This window comes from Peptococcaceae bacterium (assembly GCA_024655825.1).
Classification (GTDB): Bacteria; Bacillota; Peptococcia; order DRI-13; family PHAD01; genus JANLFJ01.
On sequence record JANLFJ010000021.1, the window covers coordinates 38,329 to 52,480 of the forward strand.

Annotated in this window: 11 protein-coding genes and 1 tRNA gene; all 12 read right to left on the minus strand. The window is 52.4% G+C overall.

What is annotated here, in order from left to right:
• Positions 1-16: 16 nt before the first annotated feature.
• Positions 17-1,312: a methionine gamma-lyase family protein gene (locus NUV48_09510; GenBank protein MCR4442374.1), complete on the minus strand. Its 1,296-nt coding sequence runs from the start codon at positions 1,310-1,312 to the stop codon at positions 17-19.
• A 1-nt stretch (position 1,313) separates the two neighbouring features.
• Positions 1,314-2,501: an MFS transporter gene (locus tag NUV48_09515; GenBank protein MCR4442375.1), complete on the minus strand. Its 1,188-nt coding sequence runs from the start codon at positions 2,499-2,501 to the stop codon at positions 1,314-1,316.
• Positions 2,502-2,560: 59 nt separating this feature from the next.
• A tRNA-Sec gene (locus tag NUV48_09520) sits at positions 2,561-2,657 on the minus strand.
• Between the two features lie 15 nt (positions 2,658-2,672).
• A complete protein-coding gene (selB, locus tag NUV48_09525; GenBank protein ID MCR4442376.1) occupies positions 2,673-4,616 on the minus strand; it encodes a selenocysteine-specific translation elongation factor in 1,944 nt (647 codons plus the stop codon).
• Between the two features lie 86 nt (positions 4,617-4,702).
• Positions 4,703-6,019 carry an MFS transporter gene (locus tag NUV48_09530; GenBank protein ID MCR4442377.1) on the minus strand — a complete coding sequence of 439 codons (1,317 nt, stop codon included), beginning with the start codon at positions 6,017-6,019 and terminating at the stop codon, positions 4,703-4,705.
• Entirely contained in the window at positions 5,991-7,145 is a 1,155-nt protein-coding gene (locus NUV48_09535; GenBank protein MCR4442378.1) for a thiolase family protein, read from the minus strand. The genes NUV48_09530 and NUV48_09535 overlap by 29 nt, the downstream gene beginning before the upstream one ends.
• A 26-nt stretch (positions 7,146-7,171) precedes the next feature.
• On the minus strand, positions 7,172-8,269 hold the full coding sequence (buk, locus tag NUV48_09540) for a butyrate kinase (protein MCR4442379.1): 1,098 nt from the start codon (positions 8,267-8,269) through the stop codon (positions 7,172-7,174).
• Between the two features lie 28 nt (positions 8,270-8,297).
• Positions 8,298-9,080, minus strand: coding sequence for an enoyl-CoA hydratase/isomerase family protein (locus NUV48_09545; protein MCR4442380.1), 783 nt, complete (start codon positions 9,078-9,080; stop codon positions 8,298-8,300).
• A gap of 83 nt (positions 9,081-9,163) precedes the next feature.
• On the minus strand, positions 9,164-10,696 hold the full coding sequence (locus NUV48_09550) for an aromatic ring hydroxylase (protein MCR4442381.1): 1,533 nt from the start codon (positions 10,694-10,696) through the stop codon (positions 9,164-9,166).
• A gap of 42 nt (positions 10,697-10,738) precedes the next feature.
• On the minus strand, positions 10,739-11,596 hold the full coding sequence (locus NUV48_09555; GenBank protein ID MCR4442382.1) for a 3-hydroxyacyl-CoA dehydrogenase family protein: 858 nt from the start codon (positions 11,594-11,596) through the stop codon (positions 10,739-10,741).
• A 93-nt stretch (positions 11,597-11,689) separates the two neighbouring features.
• On the minus strand, positions 11,690-12,913 hold the full coding sequence (locus tag NUV48_09560) for an OFA family MFS transporter (protein ID MCR4442383.1): 1,224 nt from the start codon (positions 12,911-12,913) through the stop codon (positions 11,690-11,692).
• Between the two features lie 4 nt (positions 12,914-12,917).
• Entirely contained in the window at positions 12,918-13,865 is a 948-nt protein-coding gene (locus tag NUV48_09565) for a bifunctional enoyl-CoA hydratase/phosphate acetyltransferase (GenBank protein ID MCR4442384.1), read from the minus strand.
• Positions 13,866-14,152 lie beyond the last annotated feature (287 nt).

Here is a 14,152-nt window from a genome sequence, read left to right on the forward strand (position 1 = left end):
CTTTACTATTCTATGATTAATTTGCCTCCTTATGATGTTTTCGTGCCTTTTCCATTTCCTGCGCTGCCAAGGCCAGCCCGATTTTGACATGGCCCAGGGAAAGCCCGCCCTGCAGGTAAATATTGTACGGCGGCTGCGCAGGCCCATCAGCGCTCAATTCGATTGACGAACCCTGCACAAAGGTGCCACCAGCCATTATTATCTCGTGTTCATAACCTGGCAAGGGCGCTGGTTCGGGGGAAACATGCGAATCAAGCGGCGAAGCTTTTTGTATGCCCCTGGCGAAGGCCTTCATCAATTCTTTGTCATCCAGGCACACTGCCTGGATGATATCCGTCCGCTGCTCATCATATGCCGGCAAGACCTTATAACCGAGCAGCTGGAAAAACCTTGCCGCCAATACGGCTCCTTTCAACGCTTCGCCGACCACCAGGGGCGCCAGGAACAGCCCCTGGAACGCGCTCCGGTTAAAATTCAGGCTTGCTCCCACGTCCATTCCGATGCCGGGCGCAGTCAGTCTGGCCGCGGCCCGTTCGATGTATTCACGTTTTCCGGCCAGGTATCCGCCAGTCAGGGCCAGGCCGCCGCCAGGGTTCTTGATCAGCGAGCCGGCAACCAGGTCCGCTCCGGCCTCGCAGGGTTCGGACAATTCAACGAATTCGCCGTAGCAGTTATCAACAAAGCAGATGATCTCGGGCCGCAGCGATTTTACCGCCGAGATGGCCTCGCTCAGGTCCCGAACCGAAAACGACGGTCTCCAGCAGTAACCACGGGAACGTTGGAAAAATACCATCCTGGTGCGGAAGGTAATACTTTCTCTCAACTTGTCCAGGTCAATTTTCCCGTCCGGCCTTAATGGCACTTCCTTGTAATTCACTCCGTACCCGGCCAGCGAACCCTCCTCCCCTCCTTCGCCGATTACTTTGAGCAGGGTATCGTAAGGTCTGCCGGTTGCCGAGACCAGTTCATCGCCTTGTTTCAGGTTTCCCAGCATCCCCAGGGCAATCGCATGGGTCCCCGAAACAATCTGCAGGCGGGTGATGGCTTTTTCGGCCCGGAAAACATCGGCAAAAATTCTTTCCAGCACATCGCGGCCGGAATCGCCATACCCGTAACCGGTAGACCCGTTCAAGTGGAAATCGGCAACACCATTTTTTTGAAAGCAGCGCAGCACTTTAAACTGGTTGCATTCAACCGTACCCGATATTTCCCGAAAAAATGGCTCACAGTCCCTTTCCGCCCTTTCCAACAGCGATTGTATCTGATCCTCAACGCCATAAGCTTCCTGCAGGCCCTTTAAAAAAAACGTCATGTTATCCCCTTTCCCTCAGTTTTTCATCTTTTAGCCCCTGTTTGCCTTTTTCCGGCACCAAAAGAACCAACCCCATTCCGGCAAGGATTATTGCGCTTCCTGCCAGAATCGCCGGCTGAAGTGATCCTGTGAGGTCGCTGAGATAACCGGAAACTACCGGAGCAATAACGGCAGAGGTCATGATTGCGCTGTTGTGCAGGCCTGCCGCCGCGCCCATGCAGCCGGGATAGCGCAGGTTGACGATATCCGCCACCCAGGCTATCATCACCGGACAAAACGCCGAGTTGGCAAAAAGCCCGTAAACCAAAAACACCCCTATGACCCCTGCTGCGCTTTTTACCAATGATAACAGGCAAAGGCTTACTGCTGCAAAAGGCATGATCATCAGGGCGACACGCTTCCTTCCCACCCTGTCGGACAACCTCCCCCAAAAAAGTCCGGCAGGTACGGCTGTCAGTGCCGTAAGTCCCGTAAAAAGGCCTGCCTGCACCATTGAAAAGCTTCGTTCGACTTGAAGAAAAGTCGGCCCCCAGGAAACTGCGACCCAAAAGCCGTATAAGGCTGTAAACGTAGCAAGGTTTATTAACCAGATCTGCTTGTCCAGCAGGATGTTCCTGTACTGCTCCCAGCCAGCCTGAACGCCCCCGCTTGTGTTGGGGATTTTTAAATAGAATAGCATCACCAGGGCAAAGGTCGGCAAACTCATCAAGATAAAGGGCGCCCTGAACGAATTCATGGCTTCATAAACAAGCCCGCTAAACGCCAACCCCGCGAGCAGGCCAAAAGCCATCCCAACGCCAATAATCGACGAACTAATACCCCTCCGTCCTGGTTCAACCACCTGGAACATCGTTCCGTAGGCAGAAGTGTAATAACCGCCGGCTCCAAATCCATGCAGGGCGACAAACAAGAGCAGAAGCGGGTAACTGATCCCCAGCGTGCCCAGGCCGAACAGTCCGAGCGCGGATATGAAAATCATCACCAGCAGCACCTTTTTTCGTCCCACCAGGTCTCCAATGACCCCCGCTGGTATTTGCATAATTACATATAATAAAAAGTAAGCGCTGGTTAGTGCGCCGGCCTGGGTTGAAGTCAAGCCAATCTCTTGAGCAATAACCGAAAGCAATGGATAAAGGCAGGTCCTATCTGCGTAAATAACAGCCCAACCTAATACCAGCGCTGCTAACATGATGAGCCTTCTCTCTTATAATTTCTCTTTAAATTTATACAAAGATGAAATTATTTTTATGGCGGGAGCGTGTGGGAATCGAACCCACCCAGCGAAGGATCGCTTCGCCGCACTGGTTTTGAAGACCAGGCGCAACACCAGTCACAATCCGCCCCCGTAAAAGCGGCAAAACTAACTGTTTGGATCGGCCTTTAATCGTAAGCGCATGCCTTTTGTCCGGACATCGCCTGTTCTTGACGTGTATTTGGCTGCATCCAGAAATTCCAATAGCGGCACGGCAATTTTGCGGGAGGTGTTCAGATAATCCCTAAACTGCGCCACCGTTAATTCGTTTTCCTCTTCAAACCACTCAGCCAGTTTGTTTATCAAGTCATTAAATAGGCTGTGCCAAAGATACAAATCGCCGCCGATGCTTATTAACTTTTGGGATCGGATCAGATACTGCAAGAGCTGGCTGCCGCTCTTCTCATCGATTCCAGCCTGTCGCAGCACTTCGCTCCAGTCAGGTATCTGCCATTTTTTAGCGGTGTAAATCCCGCCTGTTTGTTCAATCCATTTGGTCCATTTTGCGTCCAAGGCATGCTGGTACCCGTAGGGAGAAACGTAATTATTGTCTACCAGTTTGTATTTATGGGCTTTTATCCAATAGCCCAGCAATGCGTTAAACTCTTTCGTCGACCAATTGGGCCAATACTTGGCCCGCAGTGCTTCTTTGTTCACGCCGGGCTCCAGCGGGTTCATTTCCCTGTTGAGGCTGATTTCCCTGGCGATGTTTCTTTCCCAGGCAGTTATTGTTTGGGGGTCAATAAAGGCCTGCTCATCCCCCGGCTGACAAACGACGACCTCGTCTTTTTGTGCCAAGGAAAGCAGGATGCCCTCCACCTTATCCTTTTCCATATTCATATACCGGCATATTTCTTCAATGCTGCAAAAGCCCTTTTTCTCCTCGATAAAAAGCTTGACGACACCCGCTTTGTCTCCTGAAGCCTTCATCCGCAGCCTGTTCACCAGATCTTTTTCTTTTCTGCCGTGCTTGGCGGCTCTGGGTTCCAGTACCTTGCCGCCGCCGATGGTCGTAACCGGAGAGTAGCTCCGCATGATATAACGGTCCTCTCTAACCACGGCTGACGGTTCTTCCAGCACCAGTTGAATAAAGGCCTCGTCTCCGGGCGCTATTTCTTCCCGATCCAAAGGCATTATCCGGGCCAACGTTTCTTTGGTGCCCTGGTGAAAGCGGACGCGGGTCATCCTTTTCAAAACCACGGGAGAGCTTTCCAGCAGCTTGCAGGTGGCATCCAGGCGGGTGGTCGGGACCAGCCAGCCGGGCGTTGACAGCACATCTCCCCTGGCAAGCTCTGTTACCTCAACGCCGCCGATGTTTACCGCCACCCGCTGTCCCTTGACCGCTTTTTTAACGGGTCTGTGATGCACCTGGATATTCCTGACGCGGGCAATTTTTCCTTTGGCTGCGACCTCCAGGGCATCGCCGGCCTGAATCTCCCCGTCAAACAACGTGCCCGTGACCACCGTGCCGAAGCCCTTGACGCTGAATACCCTGTCAATAGGCAGCCTGGCATAGGCAGGGCCGTTGCCGCCGCTGCCAGTCTCCTTTTCAATGGTCTCAATCAGCGCAACCAGTTGATCAAGCCCCTCTTTGGTTGCCGCTGAAGTTTTTACCACAGGCGCACCCTGATACCCTGTGTTTTTTAACAATTCTTCAATATCATCAACGACCAGTTCGATAATGGCGGGTTCAGCCAGGTCTGTTTTGGTGACGACGACTATCAGCTTATTGATCTCCAAAAGCCTGAGTATATCCAGGTGCTCTTTGGTTTGAGGCATGATTCCTTCCTCGGCCGATACCACCAGCAAGGCCAAGTCTATGCCCGCAACCCCGGCCAGCATGTTTTTCACAAACTTCTCATGGCCCGGCACATCGATGAAGGCGACCTCCTTGCCAGACGGAAGCACCATGTGGGCAAAACCCAGCTCTATGGTTATGCCCCGTTCTTTTTCTTCCTTCAGACGGTCGGTGTCAATGCCGGTTAAGGCCTTCACCAGCGAAGTCTTCCCGTGGTCGATGTGTCCAGCCGTCCCGATTATCATATACGACATGACGCTTGGCTCAGCCCTCTTCTCAGACCTTTATTTTGATTTTATATTGTCTTCAGCCTTTCTACAATATCTAAAAATCTGTATTGCTATTCTTTCTTCAGCAGCAATTCATAATAAACATATATTAAAATAAAAATTATCATTGATAATGAAGAATATAAATACATGGTCGAGTAGTTTGTCTTTTCGGCTATAAAGCCCAACAAGACAGAACCGCCGCCTATGCCAAGGTCATAGGTGTTATAGAAGGTGGCATTTGCCAGCCCTCGGCGTTCGGGTTTAACCCGGTTTATCATCCAGGCTTGAAGATATGGCAAAAGCGCCCCTACGCCAAATCCATACAACAATGCGGATGCTATTAAGGTAACAGAAGATTTGGCTTGCGATAAAACGATTAAACCAATAAGCAGAATGAATGCTCCAGGCAAAAGAACCCAAAAATATCCTCGGCGGTCACAAATCCTGCCGCCCAGAATCCGGCTGATAAACACAGCCAAGGTATTGAACAAAAAGAACCAGCCTATATTAACTATTCTCAGCTCTTTACCGTACAGCGAAATGAAACTCACCACACCACCTGTGCAAATGCCTGTCAACAAGGCTAGAAATGAAGGAAAGAGGGCTTGACGTTCCATAATCTTGCTTAACAGTGAATCGTCTGAGTTTTTTTCTTCAACTGCTGTAAGCGTGTCTGGTTTGAAGAAGAACTTAATGCATATAAAAGAAATGACAAGGCATAAAGCTGTTACCATAAAAAGAAGGGTAAAACCGCTGCTTTTGACCAGTTCTACCCCCAGTATTGGTGCAATTGACATGGAAATTGTCGTGCACAAGCCGTAATACCCCATCCCTTCCCCCCGGCGGGAAGCGGGTATGATGTCGGCCGCCAAAGTGGCATACAAAGTGGTGGATATCCCAAACCCAAGGCCGTGAATTGTCCGTGTTAACAGAGCCAGAGTTACATTCGTGGCAAAATTATAACCAGCAGCCGCTACAAAACAGACAAATATCCCCAACAGTAAAAAGGACTTTTTGCCCAACCATTTTATTGCCATTGCCGAAAAGGGACGAATGAGGATCGCCGAATAAGTGAATGAACCCACTACCAGCCCTATCTGCGCCTCAGTAGCTCCAAACCCTGAAATCAACAGAGGAAATGTGGGAAGAAGTATCTGGAATCCAAAAGAAGAAAAACCATTCGAGATGAACAGAAACAGGAAATTTTTTGTCCAGAGCGGCTGCGCTGACATTTTCAAATCCTCCTGTGTTCCCTGCGTTTCACAGAAACGACTGGGCAAGCCCGTCAATTTCAGGAGCATCCTCACCAACACAGGATTCTTATTGGTTTTTCTTGGCTTATCAATATCAAATACCTTACAGGAGCTCAAAAATACCGGCCGCACCCATGCCGCCGCCGATGCACATGGTTACCAACCCGTACTTGCCATTGTTGTCCTTCAGATAATCAAGCGCCTTGCAAGTAAGGATGACGCCGGTCGCGCCAAGGGGATGACCAAGCGCTATAGCACCGCCGTAGGGGTTGACCTTGTCCGGATTTAAGCCCAACTCCTTGATGCAGGGTATAGCCTGGGCGGCAAAGGCTTCATTGAGTTCAACGACATCCATCTCGTCCACGCTCAGACCTGCTCGCCTCATGGCCTTGGGCACGGCATGGATGGGTCCCAATCCCATGACTGTCGCATCGCAGCCGGCTACAGCAAAGCTTACCAGCCTGGCGACAGGTTTGATGCCAAGTTCAGCAGCCTTTTCACCGCTCAGGAGGACGATAAAGGCTGCTGCGTCGGACACCTGGGAAGAAGTGGCCGCAGTGACGACGCCGTCCGGTTTGAAACAGGGCTTCAGGCTGGCTAGGCTTTCCATGCTGGTGTCGGGACGGATGCCCTCGTCCTTGACTACAACCTTGTCGTTGCCTTCAGCGTCTTTAACCGTCACCGGGACAATAGAAACAAACTTGCCGCCTGTCTGCGCTGCAAAGGCCTTGCGGTGAGATTCGACCGCCATGCGGTCCATCTCTTCACGGGTGATTTTGTACCGCTCGGCAACGTTCTCGGCGGTGATGCCCATACTCATATAAGCCCCTGGGTAGTTCTCGCTCAGCCATTTGTTTTGATACTTTTCGTCATAGGGGATAAAGGTGTGCGACATGTCTTCCACTCCGCCGGCCACCACGACATCGCCTTGACCGGCCATAATAGCCCCGGCCGCGGTAGCGATGGCCTGCAGGCCGGAAGAGCAAAAACGGTTGATGGTCTGAGCGGAGACGCTGTCGGGAAGCTCTGCCCTGTTGACCACCAGCCGAGCTATGTTCATGCCTGTCTCGTTATGAGGAAAGGAACAGCCCATGATCACGTCTTCTATCTCGGCATGATCCAGTTGAGGAATGCGGGCCAGAACGCCCTTGAGGGTTTGGGCGGAATATTCGATAGGGTGGGTTTCTGCGAAGGAACCCTTTTTCGCCCGGCAGATTGCGGACCTGCCATACGCTGCGATGAAAACCTCTCTTGCCATGTATTGGTATCCTCCTTTTTAATTTGTTAGTCTTTACAAAAATTGAAACCGCTGAACACCGGCACACCCGTATATTTTTTGGGAGCCTCTTCCCCCCGCAGCACACGGAGCGCGCCGTGTGCAAGGGCTTCCATCTCAAACTCACCGGGATAGACGCGAATCGGCGCTATAAACCCCACCATTTCTTTAAGTCTGGCTACCAGGTTCGTATCATTGACGATACCTCCCGTGAGCAAAATGGCATCCACCTCCCCCCGTAGCGCCACAGCAAACGAGCCTATGCTCTTGGCGATCTGGTAGATGAAGGCTTCATAGACCAGGCGGGCATATTCATTGCCTTGAGCAATCATTTCTTTTATTTCCAGCATGTCGCTCGTCCCCAGGTGGTCAACGAAACCGCCGGATATTAAAAGGCGGTCCGACATTTCTTCCCTGGAGTATTTGCCGGAAAAGCACAACTCCATGAAGGGTATTATGGGAAGAGTCCCGGCGCGGGTGGGCGTCATCGGGCCGTCACACATGATGTTGCTGCTGGTGTCTATTGCCCGGCCCTTTTGGTGTGCCGTCACGGAAACGCCTCCGCCGATGTGGGCAATCACAAAATTGACTTCGCTGTATTGCTTCCCCATTTCCTTGGCGGCGCGGACGGCGATCTCTTTTTGGTTGAGGGCATGGAATTGGCTGCCCCGGTATATGTCCCGAAAGCCCGTTATCCTGGCTATATCCACCATTTCGTCCACATCAGGCGGATTGACGACAAAGGCCTTGCCGCCATAGGTTTTAGCCATGTCAGCCACTAACCCCGGACCGAAAACTGCCGGGTGTTTGAGGGTTGTATTCCGGCAATGTTCGACCATCAAATCGTTGACGAGATAGACGCCGCCTTCCAGGGGCATCATGCCGCCGCCCCGCCCGGCAAAAGCATCTACCCCTTTTAAGTCGATTCCCCGGGCGGTCACCGTCTCCAGGATCGTCTCCTTGCAATGCTCAAACCGGTTTAATTCAGCGTATTTAGAAGCGGTATGTATAGCCTTGGCGCTAAAAACCTCCGTCTCGTTTTCATACATGGCCACCTTGGTGGACGTGGACCCTGGATTGATTGCAAATATTTTGTATTTTTTCATGGATGGCAATTCCTCCTGCCTGCATTCTTCATCGTTCGTGGTTGTACCGGGGAACCCTTTTTTCCACAAAGGCTTTCATGCCTTCTTTTTGGTCGCTGCTGGCAAAGGATAAGGAAAACAGGCTTCTTTCATAGAGTTTGCCACTGCTGATGTCATGGTTCAAACAGCAGCCGATCGCCATTTTGGCTAACGCCAGCGCCGCGGCAGGCTTTTCCATCAGCCGGGCTGCCATTTTCCTTGCTTCAGCCATGACTTCGCCGTCAGGAACAACCTTGTTCACAATGCCCATTTCATATGCTTCTTGACCATTTATTCTTCTGCCCAACATGATGATCTCCTTGGCTTTCACCGGGCCTATTAACCTAGTGAGCCTTTGAGTACCCCCTGCACCGGGGATTATGCCTAAACCGGTCTCTGGGAGTCCAAATACGCTGTTTTCTCCCGCAATGCGAAAATCGCAGGAAAGCGCCAGCTCAAATCCGCCGCCCAAGGCTAAACCGTTGATTGCCGCAATCACAGGTATCTTCAGGCTTTCCAGCCGGTCGTTGATTTTGTGGGCTGTTTCGGCTGTCCTTTCCGCCTCAAAAGGGGTGGCGTCCATCATTTCTACAATATCCGCGCCGGCGGCAAAGTTATTGTTGGCGCCGCCGATAATCAACACCCTGATTTTGGCGTCCTCTTCAAGCCGGTCAAGGACTTCCATCAGCTCTGAGTTCATCTGGGCGCACAGCGCGTTGTATGCTTGGGGCCTGTTCAAGGTGATTGTCGCAATCCCCGCGTCTTCCGCATAAATGATTTGCTGGTGGTTCATGATTCGCTTCACCCTTCTCGTTCAAAACCGGTTTTACCAGACATGGCCAAACGCTTTTCAGCAGAGCCATCTGCTCTCGGCCTTTATTTGTTCTGTCCCTGCATCTGCCGGTATTTCTCCAGGACTTTGCGCGGGGTGACGGTCTTCCGCCGGTAGATCGGGATATCGTCCTCGATGCCCGCCAGGTATTTCGCTATCCCTTTCAATTCTTCCAGGTCATATCTGGACATCATGGCCACCATTTCCATCTGTGGAGACCCGCCGCCATGCAGGCCCGCAACAATCTGGGCGCTGCCGAATTCAGACACGATCTGGTCTTGAATCATCCTGAAGCACCTGTGCACATTCTCAGCCGGGATCTTGGGATTGCGCATGATGTATTTGTGCAGCAATTCTCCCACGTTGTCCCCGGCATAAAAGGTGTCTTCCAACGGCAGGGTGGCAATCAACCCGCCGGCCAGGTCCGCCAGAATCCTCGCTTCGTTGTATATCTCTTCGCCCGCCAGCTTGCGCCCTGCGTTGGTTAGTATTTCATCAGGGATCATCGTTCCGGAGGGCGATCGTTCCGCCCTGTATGCGCTGGCCATGCCCGCCGCATATACCAACTCGGCAATGCCGATGATGTGGCAGATTTTTTCCCGGACATGGTCTTCTTTTTCTATGCCGTTGTATTCTGCAACCAACGCCGCCTGACTGGCAAGCACTTCTGAAGCCGCAGGCTTGCAGCCCGTGTAGGAATGCCGGTGGAAATGGGCGAACATCAGGGCCAGGAAACCAGCATACGGCGTTACCCTGCTGTCAGCCAACCCGTCCATGAAAACCCTTTCGCGCGGAACGAAGACGTCGTCGAAGATGGTCAGGGACTCCACATCGCCAACCCTGGCGACAGGCGCCTGAATCCTACCCCGCCTGGGCCGCAACCCGTGGATGCAGGCCAGCTTTACGCCCGGCCAGTCTGCCGGTACGGCGAAGGATACCGCATAGGCGTTGTCCTTTTGTCCCATAAAGCGGGTCGGGAGTACGATGATCTCGTCCACATACGGCGCTGCGGAATTGCAGGCCTTAGCTCCTCTTACCACGATCCCGTCCGGTCTCGTTTCAATGATTCTGACATACATGTCGGGGTCTTCTTGTTCATGCGGCCGCTTGGTCCTGTTGCCCTTCACGTCCGTCTGGGCGCAGTTGGCCACTATATCGTTTTCCTGTACCCAGCCCAGGTATTTCAGGAAGCTCTGGTAGTAATCGGTCCCAAGCTCGGCATCCATTTCGTAGGTCACCACCGACAAAGCGTTCAGGGCGTCGATCCCCATGCACCTTTGAATGCAGCCGCCAACCCGGTGGGACAATAGCTTCGTCATCTCCTGCTTTTTCAGCAGGTCGTCGAGGGACTGATGGATGTGCGTGAAACGGTTGATGGTTTCACCGGTGAGATGCGATGTGGCTGTGCAGACGTCCCTGTACCGCTCATCGTAAGCGCAGTCAAAAGTCTGCTTCATGCAGTAAAGCCCGCCTGCAAGCCTCGAGTCCGATCTGTCAACTACTTCTTTCCCGAGGTAGATGTTTGGTTTCATTTTCAATAACCTGTTGTAATACTGCTCATAGGTTCCTACCGGCATTTTTATCCTCTCCTGTTCACGGTGTGTTTCGCCGAACAAACTCTATTTCTGGTAATCGTACCAGCCGCGGCCGTTCTTTACCCCATAACGCCCAGCCCGCACATTCGCCTTAATGGATTGCGGGGTCGCCCACTTGGGGTCTTTGAACTCCGCAAAAAGGTATTCGCAAATGCTCGGGAAAGTGTCCAGTCCGCCGAGGTCCATCAGCGCGAAGGGGCCCATGGGATGATTGAGGCCGTGCTTGATGGCCAGGTCGATGTCTTCCTTGCTGGCGATACCTTCTTCATAAATGTGGACAGCTTCCAGCAAAAAGGCAAACAGGATGCGGTTCACAATGAAGCCCGGCGTGTCTTTTTCCAGTTTTACGGATACTTTGTCCAGCGCACCGGCCAGCTCCTTGGCTGCTGCAAAGGTCTCCTCGGAAGTGTAGTAGCCTTTGACGAGTTCCACCAGCTTCATGATGTGCACCGGGTTGAAGAAGTGCATGCCGATAACTTTGTCAGGCCGTTTGGTGGCGGCTGCCAGCGCGGTGATCGACAGGGATGAGGTGTTGGTGGCCACAATGGCCTCCGGCTTGCAGATTTCGTCCATTTTAGCCAAGGTCGACTTTTTCAGTTCCATGTCCTCGGCCAGAGCTTCGATGACTATGTCGCAGTCCGCGCATTCCTCCAGCCGGTCAGTGGTGTTGATGTTGGCCAAAGCGGCCGCTTTTTGTTCTTCGGTCATGACACCCTTGGCGATGCTCTTGTCCATGGCCGCGCCCATCCGCTCCACCACGGCCTTTACCTTCGCCAGCGACCTGCCGTACAGCATGACTTGAAAGCCTTTCGCGGCCGCATGCTGGGCAATGCCGCTACCCATCTGCCCTTGGCCCAATACCGCAATTTTTTTGATGCTCATGTCGGTATCCTCCCCGTTTGTTTATTTTTCCTTTAACCGCCTCTCGTCTGGCCACCGTCAATTACGTTAATTACAATAACTGCCATTCGCTCATTATCCTTCCTCTTCCCCGGCAGTAGCCGCCTTAGGCGGTTTCAGCATCATAACCAGGGCCAGCGATATTACCAGCAGACATGCGGCTATAAGGTACGCCGCATGGTATGACTTGGTCAAATCCACAACATACCCGGCCATGATTGGCCCGATGACCCCAGCCACCCCCCAGGCTGAAAACACTATCCCGTAATTCACCCCGCCATTTTTCATTCCATAGTAATCAAACGTAAGCGCGGGAAAGATGGCCAGCAATGAGCCGTAACAAGTCCCGGCAATCGCTATGCCTAGGACCAGCCAGGCGGCGGTGGTATAGTATTTAAACAACAGCATGTTCGCAGCCTGAAACGCAAACACCAATAACAACGCCGTTCGGCGCCCAACCCGGTCGGAGATTAATCCCCCTACAACCCGGCCGCCGGCGTTGAATATGGCCAACATGGCCACAAAGGCAAAAGCCCAGTCAATGTCGGCCTGTACCTTGGCTATTAAGGCAATATGCCCGATGATCATTAAACCTGCCAGGGCTCCACAGGCAAGCATCCCCCAAATCAGCCAAAATTGCACGGTTTTGCTCATTTCCAGCGGCGTGAAATCACGCTTGGAGGCGACGCCATCTGCCCCTGCCTGTTCTGGCATGCCTGGAGGAATATAGCCTGCCGGCGGGTTGGCCAAAAACTGGGATAAGACCAGGATAACCGCGCCAAAAACCAGCCCCTCGATTAAAAAAGTCTGCTTGACGCCGAAGCTGTTGACAAAATACTGGGTCATGGGCGCTACATAAACCGGCGCCAACCCCACCCCACCAACCACCAAGCCGCTGATAAAGCCTCGCTTCTGCGGCGGGAACCACTTGACAGCCGATGGCGTGGTGGCGCCGTATCCCAATCCGATGCCGGACCCAGCTATTATCCCAAATCCAACGATAAGGATGGCTGTGGAGCTTGTAAACCCACAGATAATCAATCCGGCGCCGCATAATATACCGCAGACGGTCGCGCAAAGGCGTGCCCCGAAGCGGTCCTGCAGCCTGCCCCCCGGGATGGACAACAAGGCCAGCATGGCCAGGGCGATCGTATACGGAAGCGTTGCCTGGGTCTTGGTAAACCCCAGCTCTTTTACGAGGGCGGCCGCATACACGCTCCAGCTGTAGAGCATCCCGCACGCCAGATTGATCCCAACTGCGCACCCGGTTACCAGCCACCCTTTATTGCCGTGTTTCATTGTTTCATCGTTCCCCTGCCTTCGTCTTGCGCTGGGCTAGCAGGACGGCGAACGCTATGGCGTTAAGCCTCAGTTCCAGGCGGGTTGCCCGGGAAGTGAAAACAATGGGTACCTTTGCACCCATAACGATGCTCACGGTGACATAATCAGTAAAATAATCGAAGGTCTTGGCCAGCACATTGCCCACTTCCAACGAAGGTACGACGAGCAAATCTGCCCTGCCGGCGACGGGATGGGTATAACCTTTATGCCTGGCCGCTTCCTGCGACACCGCAAGGTCCAAAGAAATCGGTCCCGCTATGACGCAGCCTTGTATCTCGTTCCGCTGATTCATTTCCTCAAGCCGTCTGGCGTCAACAGTGGCCTGCATCTTTGGGTTTATCGATTCCGTCGCGCAGACAACCGCCACCTTGGGCTCCTTTATCCCAAGCAAATGCATGGTTTCAACGGCGTTTTCAATGATCTTTTTCTTGGTCTCCAGGTCGGGCAGGGGAACAAACCCTATGTCTGTTATAAACAGGAACCTGTTTTCTTTTTTTAATTCAACCGCCAGCATGGAACTGATGATCCTGTCCCCCTGCCTCAACCCGGCATCGGGATCTATGACAGCTTTCATGAAGTCCTTGGTCTCAAGCAGTCCCTTCATCAGGATGTCGGCTTTCCCGCTGGCGACAAGCCGAACTGCTTCAGCCGCGGCTTGCGCCGGCTCATTAATGTCTACGATTTCAAAAGGCGTTGGATCGATCTTTAAGTCTCCGGCAATTCTTTTGATTCCTTTTTCATCGCCGATTAAAACCGCATTGGCCAACCCCAATTGCTTGGCTGCGCTCACTGTGTTTAGAACAAGGTCATCTGCGGCCATGGCCACCGCCAGTTTTGGCGGGTTCTCGTTTTTTACGGCCTTCATCACATCCTGGATGCTCCTAATCCCTATCATGATCACATCTCCAATATGCAGTTGATGATTTGTATAGCTCCTTCTCAGCCAATGAAATCAGCAAACATATTAATTGAACGTTCAATTAATTCTAAAGCAATTCTATCACCCTCAAAAAACCCTGTCAATATCGAATTTGGGGCATAAGAAACCTGTTCTTTTCCGCCGGGATGAAAATAAACGACCTTGCTGCGCTAAGAGGGGATTTTAACTCAAAAAAAATTGAACGCTTGTTCCGGTCCTGGTAAAAACTCAAACATAAACCTTGGCCTCTTCCTTGCCTTTCAGGACCCGCAACACGC